General features: G+C 44.4%; 18 protein-coding genes and 1 tRNA gene. 13 read left to right on the top strand and 6 right to left on the bottom strand.

What is annotated here, in order from left to right:
• Nucleotides 1-441 precede the first annotated feature (441 nt).
• From AYW75_RS17420 to catA, 3 genes are all read left to right on the top strand, one after another.
• Complete coding sequence (locus AYW75_RS17420; protein WP_067102254.1) at nucleotides 442-1,560, top strand: muconate/chloromuconate family cycloisomerase; 1,119 nt, start codon at nucleotides 442-444, stop codon at nucleotides 1,558-1,560.
• 36 nt (nucleotides 1,561-1,596) lie between these two features.
• The gene (gene catC, locus AYW75_RS17415) at nucleotides 1,597-1,875 is read left to right on the top strand and encodes a muconolactone Delta-isomerase (RefSeq protein ID WP_067102250.1); all 279 of its coding nucleotides are present in this window, start codon (nucleotides 1,597-1,599) and stop codon (nucleotides 1,873-1,875) included.
• Nucleotides 1,876-1,946: 71 nt separating this feature from the next.
• The gene (gene catA, locus AYW75_RS17410) at nucleotides 1,947-2,864 is read left to right on the top strand and encodes a catechol 1,2-dioxygenase (protein WP_067102247.1); all 918 of its coding nucleotides are present in this window, start codon (nucleotides 1,947-1,949) and stop codon (nucleotides 2,862-2,864) included.
• Between the two features lie 266 nt (nucleotides 2,865-3,130).
• On the opposite strand, the gene AYW75_RS17405 is transcribed toward catA, so the two are convergent.
• On the bottom strand, nucleotides 3,131-3,517 hold the full coding sequence (locus tag AYW75_RS17405; RefSeq protein WP_067102244.1) for a DUF2158 domain-containing protein: 387 nt from the start codon (nucleotides 3,515-3,517) through the stop codon (nucleotides 3,131-3,133).
• A 441-nt stretch (nucleotides 3,518-3,958) separates the two neighbouring features.
• Between AYW75_RS17405 and dinB the strand changes: the two genes are divergently transcribed.
• Entirely contained in the window at nucleotides 3,959-5,035 is a 1,077-nt protein-coding gene (gene dinB / locus AYW75_RS17400; protein WP_082856583.1) for a DNA polymerase IV, read from the top strand.
• 106 nt (nucleotides 5,036-5,141) lie between these two features.
• Nucleotides 5,142-6,893 (top strand): gamma-glutamyltransferase, encoded by a 1,752-nt coding sequence (ggt, locus tag AYW75_RS17395; protein WP_067102239.1) that lies wholly within the window; start codon nucleotides 5,142-5,144, stop codon nucleotides 6,891-6,893.
• An 84-nt stretch (nucleotides 6,894-6,977) separates the two neighbouring features.
• Here ggt and AYW75_RS17390 read toward each other — a convergent pair whose 3' ends face one another.
• Nucleotides 6,978-7,415 (bottom strand): pseudoazurin, encoded by a 438-nt coding sequence (locus AYW75_RS17390; protein WP_067102236.1) that lies wholly within the window; start codon nucleotides 7,413-7,415, stop codon nucleotides 6,978-6,980.
• A gap of 151 nt (nucleotides 7,416-7,566) precedes the next feature.
• On the opposite strand from AYW75_RS17390, the gene AYW75_RS17385 reads away from it, so the two are divergent.
• The 6 genes from AYW75_RS17385 to AYW75_RS17355 all read left to right on the top strand — a co-directional run bounded on the left by AYW75_RS17385 (nucleotide 7,567) and on the right by AYW75_RS17355 (nucleotide 15,095).
• On the top strand, nucleotides 7,567-8,568 hold the full coding sequence (locus AYW75_RS17385; RefSeq protein WP_067102233.1) for a helix-turn-helix transcriptional regulator: 1,002 nt from the start codon (nucleotides 7,567-7,569) through the stop codon (nucleotides 8,566-8,568).
• A 52-nt stretch (nucleotides 8,569-8,620) separates the two neighbouring features.
• Nucleotides 8,621-9,211 carry a class I SAM-dependent DNA methyltransferase gene (locus AYW75_RS17380; RefSeq protein WP_067102231.1) on the top strand — a complete coding sequence of 197 codons (591 nt, stop codon included), beginning with the start codon at nucleotides 8,621-8,623 and terminating at the stop codon, nucleotides 9,209-9,211.
• 7 nt (nucleotides 9,212-9,218) lie between these two features.
• Entirely contained in the window at nucleotides 9,219-10,229 is a 1,011-nt protein-coding gene (locus AYW75_RS17375; RefSeq protein ID WP_067102229.1) for an HNH endonuclease, read from the top strand.
• A 784-nt stretch (nucleotides 10,230-11,013) separates the two neighbouring features.
• The gene (locus tag AYW75_RS17365; protein ID WP_231886240.1) at nucleotides 11,014-13,248 is read left to right on the top strand and encodes a DUF2075 domain-containing protein; all 2,235 of its coding nucleotides are present in this window, start codon (nucleotides 11,014-11,016) and stop codon (nucleotides 13,246-13,248) included.
• A 513-nt stretch (nucleotides 13,249-13,761) separates the two neighbouring features.
• A complete protein-coding gene (locus AYW75_RS17360) occupies nucleotides 13,762-14,118 on the top strand; it encodes a hypothetical protein (RefSeq protein ID WP_067102223.1) in 357 nt (118 codons plus the stop codon).
• Nucleotides 14,115-15,095 (top strand): FtsZ/tubulin family protein, encoded by a 981-nt coding sequence (locus AYW75_RS17355; RefSeq protein ID WP_067102220.1) that lies wholly within the window; start codon nucleotides 14,115-14,117, stop codon nucleotides 15,093-15,095. Before AYW75_RS17360 ends, AYW75_RS17355 begins: the two co-directional genes overlap by 4 nt.
• A 49-nt stretch (nucleotides 15,096-15,144) precedes the next feature.
• Here the strand turns inward: AYW75_RS17355 and AYW75_RS17350 are convergent, their stop codons facing one another.
• The 3 genes from AYW75_RS17350 to AYW75_RS17340 all read right to left on the bottom strand — a co-directional run bounded on the left by AYW75_RS17350 (nucleotide 15,145) and on the right by AYW75_RS17340 (nucleotide 17,890).
• Complete coding sequence (locus tag AYW75_RS17350) at nucleotides 15,145-15,627, bottom strand: hypothetical protein (protein WP_067102218.1); 483 nt, start codon at nucleotides 15,625-15,627, stop codon at nucleotides 15,145-15,147.
• 109 nt (nucleotides 15,628-15,736) lie between these two features.
• Nucleotides 15,737-16,924 (bottom strand): amino acid aminotransferase, encoded by a 1,188-nt coding sequence (locus tag AYW75_RS17345; protein WP_067102216.1) that lies wholly within the window; start codon nucleotides 16,922-16,924, stop codon nucleotides 15,737-15,739.
• 12 nt (nucleotides 16,925-16,936) lie between these two features.
• Nucleotides 16,937-17,890, bottom strand: coding sequence for a DMT family transporter (locus tag AYW75_RS17340; protein ID WP_067102214.1), 954 nt, complete (start codon nucleotides 17,888-17,890; stop codon nucleotides 16,937-16,939).
• 175 nt (nucleotides 17,891-18,065) lie between these two features.
• Here AYW75_RS17340 and AYW75_RS17335 point away from each other — a divergent pair, with 175 nt between their 5' ends.
• Nucleotides 18,066-18,530, top strand: coding sequence for an Lrp/AsnC family transcriptional regulator (locus AYW75_RS17335; RefSeq protein WP_067102211.1), 465 nt, complete (start codon nucleotides 18,066-18,068; stop codon nucleotides 18,528-18,530).
• A 25-nt stretch (nucleotides 18,531-18,555) separates the two neighbouring features.
• Here AYW75_RS17335 and AYW75_RS17330 read toward each other — a convergent pair whose 3' ends face one another.
• Nucleotides 18,556-19,476 (bottom strand): LysR family transcriptional regulator, encoded by a 921-nt coding sequence (locus tag AYW75_RS17330; RefSeq protein ID WP_067102209.1) that lies wholly within the window; start codon nucleotides 19,474-19,476, stop codon nucleotides 18,556-18,558.
• 266 nt (nucleotides 19,477-19,742) lie between these two features.
• Between AYW75_RS17330 and AYW75_RS17325 the strand changes: the two genes are divergently transcribed.
• Nucleotides 19,743-19,819 (top strand) — tRNA-Asp (locus AYW75_RS17325).

Below are 19,819 nucleotides of genomic sequence, written 5' to 3'. Positions count from 1 at the left end.
TGATTGGTATATTGAATTAAAACATTCCCTACCATTCCTACAAACTTTACTCGACGCCTTCCCGCAGTATCGTCTAAATGTATTAATTTAGCCTCAACGTTCCTAAAAGACTCACTTTTGAAGTTGAGTTGGTATGTGAGACGGAGCGATCTCAATAAAACTGTTATGTCATTTAGTTGTGAAAAAGTAGCAGAATTTGATATAGGTCAAATTTAACCGATGTGGGCTTTTATGGTTTTCAGAGGGGCTTGGAAAGGTTGTATCACACCAAATAGCTCGCTAAGTGTCATAAACACTGGCATTGAATCAAGTTCTTTACTTAGTAAGCAAATTAAAAAAACCGGCAATACTTAAAAGGTATCTCGCACAACTAATTTGATATTTGTACGCAGTTTTACCGAGGTCTATCGTAAGTAAAAACAATAAACGGACACACTTAGCATGACATCGAAAATTGCTCACATTGAAACAATGCTTGTGGATATTCCTACGATCCGACCTCACAAATTATCCATGACATCTATGGCTGTTCAAACCATGGTGATTGTCCGTGTTAGGGATGATCAAGGCCGTGAAGGTTTAGGTGAGGGCACCACGATTGGCGGATTGGCATATGGCCCAGAAAGTCCAGAAAGCATCAAAACGAACATCGATACTTATCTCGCTCCTTTACTGATTGATCAGCCGCTACACAGTATTAAATCGCTTATCCAGCGCATCAATATGTCCGTACGTGGCAATATGATTGCCAAGTCTGCGCTTCAAACCGCACTTCTGGATTTACAGGGTAAACACTTAAACGTTCCTGTTTCTACTTTATTAGGCGGCGCTATTCACCAACATATCCCGTGTTTATGGGTATTGGCTTCGGGCGACACAGACAAAGACATTGCAGAAGCCAAAGAGCTGATCTCAAGCGGCCGACACTGTGATTTCAAACTTAAAATCGGTTCTCGACATGTCAATGATGATGTTGCCCATGTGGCGGCTATCAAAGCAGCGTTAGGCAATAGCGCAAGTGTTCGAGTCGACGTGAATCAAGCATGGGATGAATCCACTGCAACTAAAGGAATGGCAGCATTACAAGAGGCGGGTGTGGATTTAGTTGAACAGCCCACTCCTGCAAAAGATTGGGATGCTTTAGCGCGACTGTCGCAAAAATTTAATATCCCCATTTTGGCCGATGAAGGGGTGGCTGATGCATCAGACGTATATCAATTAGCACATCGAGGCTTTAGCGGCTCGATCGCTCTAAAAATTGCCAAGTCAGGCGGACCAATCGAAGCACTTCAGGCTGCGACGGTTTCCTTGGCTTCGGGATTGGAAGTATACGGGGGCACTCTTTTAGAGGGTTCTATCGGCACAGCGGTTTCAATCCATGCTTGGTCTACTTTACCGAAATTGCATTGGGGTAGTGAAATGTTTGGCCCTCTTCTTTTACAAGATGACATCATCAAGCAGCCGCTTCGCTACCACAAAAATGGTGTAGATGTTCCTGATTTACCCGGTTTAGGGATTGAAATTGACGAACAGAAGCTTGCGCTTTATCGACGCAAATAACACGACACCAACGCAAACAATTATGAGGAAATGAACATGCTTTATAAAGTCGAAATGACAGTGAATATTCCTAAAGACCTTCCGTCCGAAGAAGCTGACGCAATCAAATTGAAAGAGAAGAATTATTCACAAGAATTACAAAAAGCTGGGATTTGGGTGCATTTATGGCGTGTCGTCGGACAGTATTCGAATGTGAGTATATTTGATGTGAAAGATAATGCTCATTTGCATGAAGTCCTCACAGGTTTGCCTTTGTACCCTTTTATGACGATGGAAGTAACGGCTCTATGCCAACACCCATCGTCTATAAAGTAACTCTAACGTATTAAAACAAAAATAAAACTTAATAATAGTGCTCTAACGGCACTCTAATCGGAGAGATTAAGATGACTGTTAAAACAATTCAAACAGAAGCAGTACAAACGTTATTGAAAAAAGTGGCAGGTTTGGACAAAGACCAAGGTAACCCGCGAATGAAAGAAATTGTTTATCGCCTAGTATCTGATATTTACAAAATGATTGATGACCTAGACATTACACCTGATGAGTTTTGGGAAGGTGTACATTATCTAAATGACCTTGGCACAACGAAAGAAGCTGTTTTGCTTGCACCAGGTTTAGGTTTTGATCATTTCCTAGATATTCGCGAAGACGCTAAAGATGAAGCAGCAGGCCTAGCAGGTGGTACACCACGTACTATCGAAGGCCCTCTATATGTCGAAAATGCGCCTATCTCAGAAGGCGAAACACGCATGGACGATGGTCAATCTCCAGGTCAAGGCATGTGGCTCCACGGTAAAATACTTGATGAAGATGGTAACCCTGTAGCCGGTGCAGTTGTTGACCTATGGCATGCTGACTCTAAAGGTGGTTACTCTTACTTTGATCCAACACAAAGTGAATTCAACCTACGTCGTCGAGTGATTACGGATGCAGACGGTTGCTACCGTGCTCGCAGCATCGTGCCAAACGGCTACGGCGTGCCGCCGGAAGGTAACACAATTAAAGTGCTTCAGAGCCTTGGCCGTCATGGTAACCGTCCTGCTCACATTCACTACTTTGTATCTAAACCAGGTTACAAGCATCTAACAACACAGATTAACTTGGCGGGTGATGCATACACTTATGATGACTTCGCTTTTGCGACTCGTGATGAATTGGTTGTTGACGCAACACCAAAGAATGACAACGCACATGGCTTTGACAGTGAATACCTAGATGTTGAGTTCAATGTTGAAATCCTTAAAACGGACAATACGGATTTAGAAGACAAACACGCCCGCGCACGTGCGACAGTAGCTTAACATTTGATTCTTTTTTAGGCCGCTCAATGAAAACCCCTATGATTATCATAGGGGTTTTTTTATGTGCTAGAAAAAGAAAAAATATAAGGCATCTGCTTAGTTAAGCGATATTTAACTATTCATCAAAGGTAGGTTATAGAGGGGAGTGCCGAACGGATACGTTGATTTGACCGTGTCTGGCTTTATTGCCAAGCAATAAAACATCCAAAACCTAAAAGCGGTTTGAGAAATAAGTTCGATCAGACAATCAATGGCCGTTGTCTGTACTAAAAATCGTCAATACGGTGTTTTCTTAACGTATCAAGACGTCTTAAAACGTCTCTCTTTATATCCGATCGATGAAACTCCTTGTGATCATCAAACCATGAACATACATAAGTATCTCCGTCATCATTGGTAGCCTCGATGATCAATTTTGGTCCGCCCCAGACTAATTTGACTTTTTCACCTTTGTGCAGCGCTTCTTCATCGCATTTAATCGCTTCAATGAAGGTAAGAGTCTCTGGTATAAAAGAGTTGATCTGTAGGCGATTGAAGTCATCAAACCATATACAACGGTAATGCTCTGGATACGAAGATAGACTTTCTACGACTAATTTTGGGCCATTTTCACAGTATCTGACAATGTCTCCAACGTTAAAGCGATCATTCATTATCTTCTCCTCGTTCACAATTTAAACTGATCAGCATTATGCCGCTGATTAGCAGGCCTAAGTTGATGAGGCTTCTCTCCTTAACGTTTGTTAAGTATATCGTAAGGCATCATTCACTCTAACTTACTTATCACGATGCAGCTTGGCTAGATCACAGGATGACGGCTAAGGACACCTAAGAACCAAAGTCGATTGTGTCAAAAACACTATCGCTAAAACCTCACTTTGGCCTTCAGTTATGTTCAGTCTAGCGCGATTGTATAAGAGCATAAGCGAAGTGTTGTTACATTTGGATAATAATTGTTGCTTATATCTGTAAAACGAAAGGAGCAAAGATTTTATTTGAGCTTATGTATTAAGTAGTCATGGGTAAAGTGTTTTAGGCGCTGGACAAGTTCAAGAATATCTGTATAAATACTGTTTATTTGAACAGTATTAAGAATGCAAGACGATGACTTAATCCAAAGGAAAATTATCCATATTGATATGGATGCTTTCTACGCGTCGGTCGAAATGCGAGATGAGCCACGCTACCGTAAAATTCCATTAGCGGTAGGTGGCAGCGAAAAGCGTCGTGGTGTTATCAGTACCTGTAACTATGAAGCACGGACATTCGGTGTTCATTCCGCAATGTCGACCGCTTGGGCTAAGAAGCTCTGTCCTCATCTTACCGTTGTGCCTGGCAGAATGCAGGTGTATCGAGATATCTCCCAAAAAGTGCGAGCAATCTTTGCACGCTACACCGATCTGATAGAACCCTTGTCCCTAGACGAGGCGTATTTAGATGTTACGGACAGCACTCATTTACAAGGGTCCGCAACTCTCATTGCTGAGGCCATTCGCAATGACATTCGTACTGAACTGAATCTCACTGCATCGGCTGGTGTCGCACCGATAAAGTTTCTTGCCAAAGTTGCATCGGATATGAACAAGCCCGATGGTCAGTTCGTGATTACGCCCAGAGAGATGCAAGATGTCATTAATACGCTTCCCCTAGAGAAAATTCCTGGTGTTGGCAAAGTAAGTCTACAGAAACTGCATGAAGCAGGGCTTTATGTCTGTGCAGATATTCGCAATAGTGATTATCTTGAGCTAACGCGTAAATTTGGGCGCTTAGGTCACTCACTTTGGAATCGAAGCCATGGCATTGATCGCCGTGAAGTCACCCCTCACCGTCAACGCAAGTCTGTAGGGGTGGAACGAACGTTTTCTCATAATATTTCCAGCTTTGATGAGTGCTGGCAGATCATTGAGCAAAAGCTGTTTCCAGAGTTGTTTGAGCGCTTAGGAAAAGTATCGCCCGACAGATTGATCAGCAAGCAAGGTATTAAGGTCAAATTTGCCGACTTTCAGCAGACGACCATTGAGCATGTGCACAGCGGCTTGGATCTGACTTACTTTCATGATCTACTGAAAGAGGTTTTAACACGTCAAAACGGTCGCGAAATTCGGTTGCTGGGCCTCAGTGTTATGTTGCGTTCAGAAGGCGAAGTACGACAGCTTTTGTTAGATTTTTAAAAATAACGTGATCAATACGAAAGCCCCTTCATAGAAAAATCGAAAACCTAGCATTAAGAAAACGGGTAATACCCGCCGTTACAATCGTTATATAAGGAATGTATCTATGCGTTTTGTATTCAAATCTTTAGTGTTATCAATGTCTTTAGTCTCTGCGCAAATGGCGTTTGCGGCCCAGCAAACAGCCGATGCTGTGGCGCCGGAAATGGCAGGGGAAATACAGCAAAAGCAGTTAGTGGAAGCAAAGCAATTCATGGTGGCGGCTGCCAACCCTAAAGCGGTAGAAGCGGGTTATGCCATCTTGAAAAAGGGCGGCTCGGCATTAGACGCCTATGTCGCAGTGCAAGCGGTATTAGGGCTGGTAGAGCCACAGTCTTCTGGGCTCGGAGGCGGGGCGTTTGCCGTGTATTACGATGCTAACTCTCAAAAACTAACAACTTTTGATGGTCGTGAAACCGCCCCTCAAGCAGCCACACCTGAATTATTTCAACACCAAGATGGTACGACGTTTAAGTTTTATGATGCTGTGATTGGTGGGCGCTCAGTGGGTACACCCGGCACCGTGGCCTTAATGCAAACGCTGCATGAGCAAGGTGGGCAACTGTCTTGGAAAGCTCTGTTTGAGCCTGCGATTGCGTTGGCACAAGATGGCTTTGACGTCTCGCCTAGACTTGCTGGTGCCATCGCTAACACTAAAGAATCTCTGTCGCGCTTTCCTGATACCGCCGCGTATTTCTTAGATGCTAATGGCGCACCTCTGCAAGAGGGAACACGGCTTAAAAATCCAGCCTATGCCAAAACGCTGACGAGCATTGCCAAGTCAGGGGCGGATGCTTTTTATCAGGGTGACATTGCACAAGACATCGTAACCGCTGTGCGCTCGACATCAGACAATCCCGGCGTGTTGGCCTTAGAAGATTTTATGACTTATAAAATCAAGGAGCGCGATGCCACATGTTTGCCTTATAAGCAATTTGATATTTGTGGCATGGGACCGCCGAGTTCGGGGGCATTAACGGTGGGTCAAATCTTAGGTATGACTCAGCATTTTGACCTAGCGGCCATGGGGCCTGAATCACCAACCGCTTGGCAAATCATTGGTGATGCCTCACGCCTAGCGTTTGCTGATCGCGGTCGCTACATAGCCGATACCGACTTTGTGCCCATGCCAAAGGGCTTGCTGGATGAACAGTATCTTGCCAGCCGAGCGAAGCTAATCACCCCCGGTAAAGCCTTAGAAACGGTGTCAGCAGGCGAGCCTGACTGGCAAAATGCCATTACTTTGGCAGACGATCAGTCCATCGAATTCCCGAGCACCAGCCACATTTCTATTGTCGACGCAGAGGGAAATGCCTTGTCCGTTACAACGACCATTGAAAACGGTTTTGGCTCCCGAGTGATGAGTAATGGATTCCTGCTGAATAATGAACTAACAGACTTTTCATTTGCCTCTTACAGGCAAGGTTACCCAATTGCCAACCGTCTGGAGCCGGGTAAGCGTCCGCGTTCATCCATGGCGCCCACTATCGTGATGAAAGACGATAAACCGTACTTAGTGGTCGGTTCTCCGGGCGGCAGTCGCATTATTGGTTACGTCTCCAAAGCACTGATAGCGCATTTAGAGTGGGGCATGGATATCCAAGAAGCGATCTCGTTACCGAATATGCTAAACCGTTTTGGTACCTTTGATATTGAACAGGGAACCTCTGCAGAAGTGCTCGCTAAAGACTTAGAGGCAATGGGCTACCAAGTGTCTTTGCGAGACCTTAATTCTGGACTACAGGGTATTATGATTGAAGAGGGTAAGCTCTTTGGTGGTGCCGACCCTCGACGCGAGGGAACGGTCTTAGGAGATTAATAACACAAGAGAAAGCTCAGCTTAAGGGCCGCTGAGCTTTCTCTTTTAAAGTATGGGTGCATTGACCTTTTGATTGTCCTTCGACTAATGCTGCGACATTGCATAGTCTTTAATGGCATGGAAGCGCAGCTTGGCCTGTTTGGGTAAGGTCTTAGGGATCTCAAACTCTGTTATATCACCGTCCCCTGCTTGAATAATCATCACCATGCCCATGGTCAAATGCGGTGAACATTCAATGCCATAAAAGCCTGACTTATTAATCTCCATCGTAATGGGCTTGTTGATTTTACCGCGGTAACGGTTCGCCCCTCTTGGTACCATATAATTAATCGTGACCGCATTATGACCATAGTCTGTTGGCTCAAACGTCACCGTATCACCCACCTCGACGTGTAAAAAACTTGGCTCAAAGGCCATCGTCCCCCAATCATTTTGATTGACCATTTTAACGATATGCTCCGCTGCAAAGGATGTCCCTGCAAGGGGGATCAGTGCCAAGGCCATAATAAGTCGACGTAACATGAAGGCTCCCAGAGTTGAGATAAAATGCCATCTTAGCATATTGGCTATTGAATGCCGTTTAGAGAACCAATGCTTGGTATAAAACAGGCGATTACCTGATTGGGTTTATGGTAAGGTTTTCGTCAAGAAGGAAGTATGTAAGGACACAAACATGGGTAAAAAACACGGCACCTTATTTCGCACGCTCGCGATGCTGAAAATCATCCCCAAAAAGCCTAGTTACAGAGCCACTTCAGCCATTCATCGAAAATTAGAAGAAAAAGGTTTTGTGGTCAACCTGCGTACAGTTCAGCGTGATCTTAAAGACATGATGGACCATTTACCGCTTAATTGTATAGAAGGTGATGGCGAGCACCGTTGGAATTTGTCAGCTAGCTTTAATGATTCAAAGCTTGGGCTGGATACACCAACAGCCTTAACGTTAGTACTGGCGCATGAGTATTTATCTGGTTTACTGCCGCAAATCGCTGTAGATCAGATTGCGCCTCAATTCAAAGCGGCCCAACAATACTTAAACGCGCTACCTAAGAATCACTACTCTGGCTGGGCTAATCGCGTCAAAGCCATCCCGAATGGTAAAGCTTTACTTCCTGCTCAAGTTAAACAGGGTATTTGGGACGCTGTATCCGAAGCGGCGTTAGAAGAGTACGCCATTGACGTAACCTACCTAAGCCGTAAACATAATGAACCCAAAGACTACACACTGCATCCGCAAGCCATCGTTGTTCGTCATAGTGTCAGCTACCTTTTAGCAACCGTAAAAGACTACGATGACATACGCCAATTTGCATTGCATAGAATCCAAAGGGCAGAGCGCTCCCAAAAAAATTTTCGCCCACTAAAAGGCTTCAACTTAAGCGAATATCTTAATCAAAGCGCATTTGATTACAGAGTCTCCATCGACGATGTACAGCTCAAAGCGCGTGTGAAAAATGAAATCGCTTGGTTACTGTCCGAAACGCCTTTAAGCGAAGACCAAAATTTGAAACCAGAAGAAGACGGCTGGTATCAACTGACTGCCACGGTACCAGATGACCAACAAACGCTTTGGTGGATACAAGGCTACGGGGCTGCGATTGACGTGCAGGAGCCGCAAGTATGGCGTGAGCATATTCACCAGCAGGCGAGAGAAGTGTTGGGGCTGATGTCGTGACAGATAGTAGTCATGTCAATTTTATATCATTCCCTTTCGCTCAAGGTGCTACATGGATTTGAAAGCTAACACGACCTTGTATTACGACACGTTTGCAGAAGACTTTGCTAAGAGCACGCTACCAGTCGATATGTCTGCGTTGTATCAGCGTTTTCTCCCTTGTATCCCACCATATGGCCATATCCTCGATGCGGGTTGTGGCAGTGGCCGCGATGCGAAGTATTTTCAATCAATAGGGCATAAGATATCGGCTTTTGATGCGAGCTCTGAGCTTGCTCTAATCGCATCGAATTATCTGAATATCGACGTCGACGTGCTCACCTTTCAAACATTTAATGAGTCTGATTTATATGATGGCATCTGGTGCTGTGCAAGTTTACTGCATGTCCCCAAAGTAGAACTCATGGATGCAATTTCACGATTACGTAAAGCACTCAAGCAAAATGGCATTTTGTACATGTCGTTCAAGCATGGTGATGAAGAGCGTGTTAAAAAAGGGCGCTTCTTTTGTGACCAGACCGAACAAACGGTCAGGCAGTATTTGGAAGGGTTTGAGGTCAAAGATATGTGGGTAACAGGTGACCAGAGAGAGGGCCGCTCGTCCGAACAGTGGCTCAACATAATCGTTGAAAAGCAAGAGTAGTCTAACGATGAAAACGGCCATCGAGTTTATTGCTTACATTCAACGGATGTTGGTGGAAGGCGATTTTACCGCAACATACAAGTATGCGTTATTACATGCGATTGCGGATGTCTGTGTGGAAAGTTCTAGTGTGACTGTAAACAGTAAACTCCCTATTCAGTTAGATGTTTTAGCGGACAAAATGCTTCGTTTGTATTGGAACCAGGCCCGACCGTTTGGTGGTTCTAGCCAAACAATGCAATTGCACCAAAACAGTGATTCACATAAGCAAATCGCTATTATCACGGCGGTACAAAGCATCCAGCAAACAGGGTTGTATAACATCAATCAGCTATATAAAAGCCCTCATTATAGAACCGTGCATAGAGTAGCAAAGACAGCCCTCAAAAATGGCCCACTGTGGCGTTTGCAGATATTGGCAAAAAAAGAAGAATGCTTTTTATATCCGCATGATAAAAAACAGAATTATATTGAGCTAAATGCTGGCATCGCGGGCTATTTTCGTGAGTTTTATCACCTGATCACTTACCTCGCACGGGCCGCTTGGATCGACAGAATCATTTCTTTCAAGCACAACCAATATCTTGTAGGTGCGCAGGCCAACTTGCCGGAATTTCTATTTGGTCAAGACCGCAAGGCTTTAGCCTATGCCAAGCCTTTACTTCAAGAGATACAGAAAAATACCTGCTTCTACTGCGGCAAAAAGCTCGAGCAACATGCCGAAGTGGATCACTTTATCCCATTTGCCAAATACGCGTTCGATCTTGGCCACAACTTTGTATTGGCTGATCGTGCTTGCAACAACAGTAAACGAGATTACCTCGCCAGCTATGAACACAAGTACAAATGGGAAGAAAACAATCTTGCCAACCACGCGAATATGATATCTGAGGAACTTGCCAGCTACGTTGAGTGCGATAAAGAGAAATCCATGGCTGTAGCAGATTGGGCGTATCAGATAGCGAGGAGCAGCGCTTCGAACCTATGGCAAAGCAAGAGCGAGTTTAGATTGGCGTGAGTGTTTAGTTAGATATAGGGTTAGTAAATGAATGTGCGGGTTTTAACACTCGTTTGATCCCCTGATATACCACTTTCTTTGTCTTATTCTTCGCTTGGCACATGAGCAGTGTCTCTGAAACACGCTCTTTGACTGTAACCAGATGGCACCCTGACCATAGACTGTATCTCCTTCCCAGTGTCCAATCCCTTCTTTCGCATCAAAGTGTGCTGGCCGTTAGTCAATATATACTTGGTTTGGAATGAGCTTGGCTCCAGCTTCTTGTCAGCGATCTTTCGAGCGGAAAATCCTAGTTTCTTTAAGCCTTCAATCTGGTATCGTTCACATAGAATGATTTGCTTAAATGGGGTGTTCATTTGAGCACCTTAGCGGATTGTGTTAGAACCAAAAGCATATAGGCCACTTGGCCTCATTCTACTTTACTAAGTGTGTCGGTTATTGCTGAAATCTAAGCATACGAGGAACTGATAAAGATAATATAGTTGGAGTGCTATTTCTTCAATCAATAACCTCTAACTGTACTCTACATCGTCCGTAGTAGTGGGGGGGGGATTTCTGAGAAACTGGCTCCAAGCTCATATTAGCTTTGAGGTATCAAAATAGTGCTACTATCAGTACATGGATAATATTACGAATGATTGTATATTCGGGAACTAAGCGCGAATTTTTAGCTGACGTCAGATCGAACGTAATTGCTGACAAAGTAGAGACTGAGGTTTTTCGAAAATTAAACCGTAACTCCCCTAGAAATGAAAAAATATCTTGGGAGAACTCGCTTCAATATATGTCTCAAGTCTTATGGGACGAGGATATTCCTGCATCTGCTGGTGTCGCAATTGAGTATAATTTACCAATGACCAATCGACGAGTAGATTTCATTCTTACAGGGAAGGACAAGGATCGACGAGATACGGCAGTCCTAATAGAGCTAAAGCAATGGCAGAATGTTGAGAAGACAAATAAAGATGCCATCGTTAAAACCCGTTTTCAGCACGGGATGAAAGAAACAAATCATCCTTCCTATCAAGCATGGTCGTATGGTGCGTTGATTCAAGATTACAATGAAACCGTTCGTAAAGAATCCATTCTGTTGCAGCCTTGTGCATACCTTCATAACATGGATTTTGGTCATGTAATCAACGATCCATTTTATGAGGCACACACCAATAAGGCGCCAGTATTTATTAAACAAGATGCCATACGTTTGGCTAGCTTTCTAAAAAAGTATGTCCGTTACGGCGACAGTGACAACATTTTGTACCGTATAGAGCATGGTGTAATAAAGCCCTCTAAAAACCTTGCGGATGCATTAGCTTCAATGCTTAAGGGTAACCCTGAATTTTTGATGATTGATGATCAAAAGCTAGTCTATGAAACTGCGCTTGATTTGGCTCATAAGGCTAAATCTGGCAAAAAGCAAACACTAATAGTTAACGGTGGACCAGGAACAGGAAAATCTGTTGTTGCGATTAACTTACTTGTAGAAATGACAAATCGTGAAATGCTAGTGCAATATGTTTCCAAAAACGCAGCGCCTCGAGAAGTTTTTAAAAAGAAGTTGACTGGTACTAAAAAAAAGACGCACATCGACCAACTGTTTAAAGGTTCTGGTTCTTATACTGAAGTAGAGAAAGATCAATTTCATGCGCTTATTGTCGACGAGGCTCACCGTCTTAATTTAAAGTCTGGTTTATATGGAAATCTTGGCGAAAATCAAATTAAAGAGATCATTTCGGGATCGAGACTGTCCATTTTCTTCATCGATGAATATCAGCGAGTAACACTTCAAGATATCGGTACCAATGATTCTATTCGATCATGGGCGGATATGCTTTCATCAAACGTGACAGAGTTGAATTTGAGCTCTCAGTTTCGATGTAACGGTTCTGATGGCTATCTTTCGTGGGTCGATAACGTCCTTCAAGTACGTCAAACAGCGAACACCACACTCGTTGATATCGACTATGAAGTTCGTGTATTCGATGACCCAAATGCTATGCGTACAGCAATTTTAGAGAAGAATAGGTTGTCCAACAAAGCGCGAATGGTTGCAGGGTATTGCTGGGATTGGAAGAGTAAGAAAGATAAGTCTGCAATGGACATAGTAATTCCTGAGTTTAACTTCGAAGCACAATGGAATTTAACGGACGATGGAAGCCTTTGGTTAATTGCTGAAAAATCGGTTGATCAGGTTGGTTGTATACATACTTGTCAGGGGTTAGAACTTGATTACGTTGGGGTGATTTTAGGTGATGATTTCGTTATTCGAGATGGCATCGTAGTCACTGATGCAAGGAACCGATCGTCTAATGATCGATCAATTAGAGGTTTTAAAACAATGCTCAAGAAAGACAAAGAGCTTGCAAAAAGCCTGACTGATGAAATCATAAAGAATACATATAGAACCTTAATGACGCGCGGCCAAAAAGGCTGCTTTATATACTCTACTGATAAAGAAACCTTAGACTATCTTAAAGCCAGCGCAATTTGCTCAACCGAGCGAGAGATAAACAATATGGCTTCACCGTTTGATGGACTTGCATTAAATATTGTTGCGTTTGATGAGGCAAACCCTTATGTGACACACGTTCCAGTATTTGATATACAAGCAGCTGCAGGTGGATTCAGTGATGCGCAGATAGCGGATAGTAGCGATTGGGTGGAGCTTCCTGATTATATTCGTGCAAGTGAAGGTATGTTTATTGCTCAAGTAATCGGTGAGTCCATGAATCGTAGAATTCCTAGTGGATCGTGGTGTTTGTTCAAGTCAAACCCCGGTGGATCGAGAAACGGTAAAGTAGTTTTAGTTCAACATCGAAGTATCGAAGATCCAGATCATGGCGGTAGTTTTACTATAAAGGTCTATCAAAGCTTAAAGAGCTTTGATAATGATGAGCAAGTGAACATTAAAGTAATTCTTAAACCAGATACGTCGTCATTTGGGTACTCAAATATTGAGCTCGCAGACGACTCAGAAGAGTTAATGGTTATTGGCGAGTTTTTATCTATAGTGTCATGATTATTGTGGCTACTTAAAAACTAAGAGTTTTGTGGAGAGTTAAAATTATATTGGTTTTTATTAGCCCTAGTTAAGATATGCCTTTTTAGGTTCGGCATCAGTGGTACACCAAGCTATTCATACGCCGCTTACCAGTACTTTCGAGTGATTCGGCTGTTCTGCTTCTTTTATTGTATAGGACTCTCCCTCTCGGTATGGACTGATATTCCAACTGCCTCAGTTCATTCGGCAGTTGGATGCTATCGGGGGCATGTTCCCATATCGATATGATTATCTGGTGTATCCCACAGGCCTGGTAGGCTGCATTCTCCTTCCTGAAAAGGTCGGCTTCGACCAATGACGTTTCCGTTCAAATACCAAAATATTCCAATATTAGGCATATAGATTCTCTATGTTTATGGCTGTGTTGTCGCCAAGTCCATTTCGCGAATTCTACAACCCTCTACTGTCTGAATTTTATGCGCAGAACCTCTATTTTGAGGGGGCATTTTTGATATTCATAGCTTCGCTCTAATGGCAAGACCTAATGATGTGTTTTTCCCAATGCCACCGTTTGTGTCGGAGCCACCTTTGACAGCGATCGAAACCGAGCAGATGTTTCATAACGAGCAACGATATATGAACGATCATATTCAAAGCACTATTGAGCAGATTCGAAACGGTGAACGCTATGTCTATCGAGTGGACGAGCCCGTTAAAGAACGCGTGATTGAATTTGAGTGTTTGGGTAAAGGCCGTTGGGAAGTGATTCATGCCGTTCGTCGTGATGGTACTCGACGCCAAGATGATACCGAACTCCTAGCTTGGTGGCTTGGAACACACAGTGCAGACCAGGATTGGATGGTGTTAGAGCAAGGAGAGTTGCTATGAACACAAACCATTCAGAAGTGGTATTTGATCTTGCTGAAGATGGGGCGCCTAACATTTTGTTAGTAGGTATTGGTGGCTGCGGCTGCGGCTGCAGTGCTGTGGAGGTCATGGCGCAAACGGCTATTTTGGACAAGGTGAAACAGGCCGCGGTTAATACGGATCAACGAGAACTGAATTTGACCCAAGCGCCTGTGCAGGTGTCGATTGGTGAGGTTCTGACGAGGGGGCTTGGCGCAGGCTCTATGCCTCATGTTGGGGAGCAGTCTGCCCGTGAATCGACCGAAGCATTGCAGAATATGATTGCAGGGTTCGACTTGGTTATCACCGTCAGTGGTGGCGGTGGGGGAACAGGCACTGGCGCGACGCCGGTGTTGTTAGAAATCTGCGAGCAGCAAAATATTCCTACCTTAGCTTTTGTAGTAAGACCCTTTGCTTTTGAAGGGCGGCGCCGGATTATCTTGGCGGATACGCTGATTGAACGCTGCCGACAATCTGCAGGCGCGACCTTTGTACTGGAAAATGCCAAGTTGCAGCAGGCATTAGGCGATAACGTCAAACTGAACGATGCCCTTGATGCGGCCAATCACTATATCAATGAATTGATCACTGGCTTGCTGGCGTTGATCGACAGTGAGGCGGTGGCGCGGATCGACTTTGCCCACTTTCTATCAGCCCTTGCAGGCCGAGGTATGGGTCATGGCGCGGTCATTGAGGCAGACAGCTATGACGGTATCTTGGAGAAACTAACGGATTTTCCTTTGCTACAAGGGCCGCCTCATATCCGAAGAATGCAAGACAATACTCATGTAATACTGCATATCTGGGCGCCGGACAGTTTCACTTTGTCAGATTATGCGGGAATCAGTGAAGAGTTGCATGAACGGCTTTCAGACAACTTAGACTTGTCGAGCGGCTTCAGTGTTTGGGGAAAGCCCAGCTTTAAGGTGGTGTTGTTTGTCAATCGATTATCAGGTTAGCCGTTCATGCTTTTCTCATTAAAATGATTTGTATGTAGGCCCCCAAGTACTATTTACCGCCACACACTGCCCAATCATCTCCGTCGGTCCAGACCATTGCTTCTTGTTTTTCAATGTCTTGGTTTGTAGGGTTGGCACCAAAGAAGGCGCCATAGGTGGTTTCCGGCGCTCGTCCATGAACGTTGATCTGGATGCGGTCTTTTTCCACCGCTGAAACATGACCAATGCTGTTTTGCCATGTGCAAACTTGTGTGCCGACTGGCTTGGGCTGTTTTAGGTTGTGCTCGAATCGTGCCTGACGAGAATGGGTCTCTTGCTCTGTTTCAAACTGTTCTTGCTTGGATTGTTGCTGGTTTTGTTTCATCTTATCAATTAGCGACAATTCTTTTGGTTCGGTTGTTTTCGGTGATGCAACAGCCGTATCAGATGCAATTTGATGTGTAATCTGAGCTTCACTCGTAGGTTCAGACAATGTCGCACACGCTGTTAATAATAAAGGCAGTACAACAAAGGTTAGGTTACGTTTCAACATGGGCATTCCTTTTGAGTGATAAAACTGTGATTAGCTTAGCATTATTTAGCGTCCTGATACGTTAAAAAGTAAGTATAGAAAAATCAAGAATTTAGCTAACGATTAGAATTTATTCTTCGGTCACGCTTCTCAAACTTTCTGCAAAGTGGTCAACCTGCGAAGAGGTTAGCCCAGCAATGTTGAGTCGGCCGTTGTCGAGTAGGTAAATGGCTTTTTCTGTGCGCAAACGTTTAATGCTATCAGCGGATAATCCCATCATTGTGAACATACCTTGGTGTTGTTCAATAAAACGAAAGTCTTTATCAAAACGAGTTTCTAACGCTTGGCGCAGAGCGCTGCGTGTATGACGAATACGTTGATTAAGCGTGTAGAGCTCGTTTTGCCAGTTATCTTTTAGTGCTATGTCATTGAGTATGTGTGCGACAACGGCCGCGCCGTGATCAGGCGACATCGTATAGCTGTTGCGTGCTAAGCAAATCAGTTGAGACAACATGTGATCGCTGACGGTCTCGGTTTCACCTGCGACCATCGCCACGCCAACGCGTTCTCTGTACAAACCAAAATTCTTGGAGCACGAGCTGGCTAATAGATACGAAGGAACGTGTTCCGTTAGGTAACGCACCCCTTTGGCATCTTGCACAAGACTTTGACCAAATCCTTGGTAGGCCATGTCAATAAAGGGTAGAAAGCCCCTGTGTAAAGCAAGCTCCGTTACCTGCTGCCACTGGGTAAAAGTCAGATCTGCGCCCGTTGGGTTGTGGCAACAGCCATGTAACAGCACAACATCGCTTGTGTCCAGCTGCGCAAATTGAGACATCATTGCATGATGGTTGATCTGCTTGGTGGCGAGGTCAAAGTAAGGGTAGTGACGGACCTTTAGACCCGCTGCGCGGAAAATAGGCTCGTGATTGGTGTAGCTAGGGTCACTTAGCCATACCGTGGCGTGAGGCTGTGTTCGAGCAATAAGATCCGCAAGCAAGCGCAAGGCGCCGCTGGCTCCTGGGGTTTGTAAGGTACGCACACGATCATAAGGCTGTTGATCGCCGAGTATGAGCGTGGTCATGGCTTGGTTAAAACGTAGATTGCCCTGCATTCCGACGTAGGCTTTTGAGTCTTGCTGATGCAAAAGCGTTTGTTCAGCCATTTTGACGGCTTCAAATATTGGCGTATTGCCCGCTTCATTGCGGTAAACGCCAATCCCCAAATCTAACTTGGATGGACGAGCATCTTGTTGGCAAAGAGAAGACAATGCCATGATCGGGTCCGGCGCTGCCGCGCTAAGAGCGTTAAAAAACATAAACGTTACCTATTATTGAGAGAAGACTGATCGAAAAGAAAAACCACTGGCCAGTAATACGCCGCCGCAGACCAATCCCAAGCCTAAAAAGGTGGAAAGCGTAAACGGCTCATGAAGAACAAAAATGGCTAATAAGGCGACTACAACCGGTGTTAACGAGCCAAGCGCGGCACTCAATTCCGCGCCAATGCGGTTAATCGCAAAGCCATAGGTGAAACCTGCCACAATGCCAACAAACACCGCTTGTATCGTAAATTGTATGGCGATCGTGGTGATGGGGGTTTCTGTTAAGCCTGTATTGGCATAGCCCAACCCATAGAGCACCAACAGAGCTGCGCTGGAAACAGCACATAAAAAACCGGTAATCGCCAGCGGGGGCAACCCAGCCAGTCTTAGGCAAAGGGTGTAAAGCGCCCACAGTAACGACGCCATCAAGAAAATAAGATCACCTTTCCAAACCTGACTGCCAACATCTAGCAGGGAAACTGCAACTAGGCTAAAGACGCCGATGGCAATACAGATTAGGCCCGTTAAGCGCTGTTTGGAAATGGGCTCTTTAAATACTAAAACGGCAATGCCGGTGACGAATAATGGGAAGGTGCCTGGAATCAACAGGCCTGAATGGGCAGCCGGAGCAAAAGACGCACCGATGCTACTCAGGTAAAAAAACGGCACCCCCGCACCAATCACGATGCCCGCTAACACCCACTTAGAGGTGGCCATGACGCACGACCAATCTCGAATCATCCAAGGCAACAACACGAGAGCAGGTAAAACAAAACGCATCAGCGCTAGGTCATACGTGGTTAACGCAGATATGGCGCCGGCTCGCATTGACAGTAAAAAACCGCTCCAGATGAAAACCGTTGCTAGGGCAGAGCCGATGCCAAGTTGAAACGCATTTCCTTGCGCTAGCTGTCGATACTGGGGCACCGTGGAGGATGTAGAAGCGTGCAGTTGAGCCATCTGAGCGTACCTTTAATAATGAGGAATATGGCGTAAGAAAGCGTTTCAATACGCATCGGTCAGCCATCATTATTCAGGAAACAGGCGAGGCATGTCCTTGCTATGTTGGTAAGGCTTTATGTTCATAAAGGCATAATGTGCTAATTTATAGACACTAATAGATTGAGTATGCCAAATGACGGATAAAGTAGATTTTTCGATTTTACGCCAACTGCAAGAAGATGGTCGTCTTACCAATGTAGAGTTGTCGGAGCGCATTCACTTGTCGCCGTCACCCTGTCTAAGACGTGTCAAAAAGTTGGAACGTGAGCAGGTGATCACAGGTTATAGAGCGACGCTCGATCGAGAGAAAGTGGGGCTTGGTATGACCGTGTTCGTGGATGTTTCACTGGAAAATCATAAAGATCAAACCAGTTTACAATTTGAAACCTCAATCATTGCCATGGCTAATGTGTTGAGCTGCTTTGTGGTGTCTGGGCAATCGGATTATCGCTTGGAAGTGGTGGTACACAATTTAAAAGAATACGAGGCGATTCTTCGCACCATCCAAACCTTGCCCTTTGTGAAAGACATACATAGTAACTTTGCCATTCGTGCCGTCAAAACGGATGCCCCGTTGCCGATTGAAGACAGTCAATAAAGCGACCAATCCGTCAGGGTATCTGTCAAGCACGCTCATTTTGTATAAATTCGAGAAACTGATTTAAAATTTGATTGTGTAACGCAACACGTTTGGTGACCAGATTGATCTCAGATTTAAATTTATAGGTTTTGGGCAGTAACTTTTTCATTCGGCCTTTTGTTATCCAGTACTCTGCGTAATGATCTGGCAAAAAGCCAATATAAGTGCCAGTGAGAATTAAAAAAGCAATGCCTTCGTGATCCGATGCGGTGGCACAACAATTTAACGACTGATAAAGCAAGGCAACGTCTGTGGTCATACGGTGCCCAGTGATAACGGTATTGCTTTGCTCTATTAAAGCCTTATCGAGTTTAGAGCAAGAAAAAAGAGGGTGTTCATTGCTGCAATATAAGTAATATTGCTCAGTATACAGAGGGTGATAGTCCAGCCCTGATACTTTGTTATTTGAGGGGACCGCACCAACGTGGAAACGTCCATCAATTACGCCTTTCTCAATATCACTGGGTGTTGACATGGTGATGTTGATGTTAATCTTATCGCTAAGGTTGCGCAGGTCTTTTAGTGCATGGGTAACACGCATTTGTGGTTGCGTAACGAGGTTATTAACGAGCGCTATGTTTAAGTCACCTCGTAGCTCGTTGTTAATTTGATTCACGTCACTTCTAAACTGCTCAATCGAAGCCAATAGCACTTCTGATAAATTTAGAACGGCCTCGCCTTCTTCCGTAAGTCTGATGCCACCACGGCCACGATGGCAAAGTCTCATGTCTAAGCGTTTTTCAAGGTCATTCATTTGAATAGAAATAGCCGACTTTGTAATGCCAAGTATGGATTCAGCAGCCGTGTAGCTTCCGCACTCAATCACTGTTTTAAACAAACGAATGAGCTTGATATCAAAGTCAGTGATTTGGTTAATCAGAGCACGTTTTTTGTTGTTGAGCATCGATTGAACCTGCGGATGGTGAGTTTCTTAATAACTTAACTAAGCGCCGCGAGAAAGAATAGCTAAAACTGCTACCTGCCAGGAATGAAATTTTATAAAAAGCCTAACAAGTCGTTTAAAATTTGAACAAAATAGGGCTGTTATCTCCAATTTAATAATATTTTTAATCTTAACGAACTGTTTTTAAATAAATTATTGATTTCATGAAAACTTAACCTATAATACGCCCTCATCTTCTGACGCACTGACTTAGTACGTCGTTGATTGGAGTGGTAGTTCAGTTGGTTAGAATACCTGCCTGTCACGCAGGGGGTCGCGGGTTCGAGTCCCGTCCATTCCGCCA

Source organism: Marinomonas atlantica (assembly GCF_001639725.1).
In the GTDB taxonomy this organism is placed as follows: domain Bacteria; phylum Pseudomonadota; class Gammaproteobacteria; order Pseudomonadales; family Marinomonadaceae; genus Marinomonas; species Marinomonas atlantica.
The sequence above is the reverse complement of the archived record's forward strand: the minus strand, read 5'-3'. Positions and strand labels throughout refer to the sequence as shown.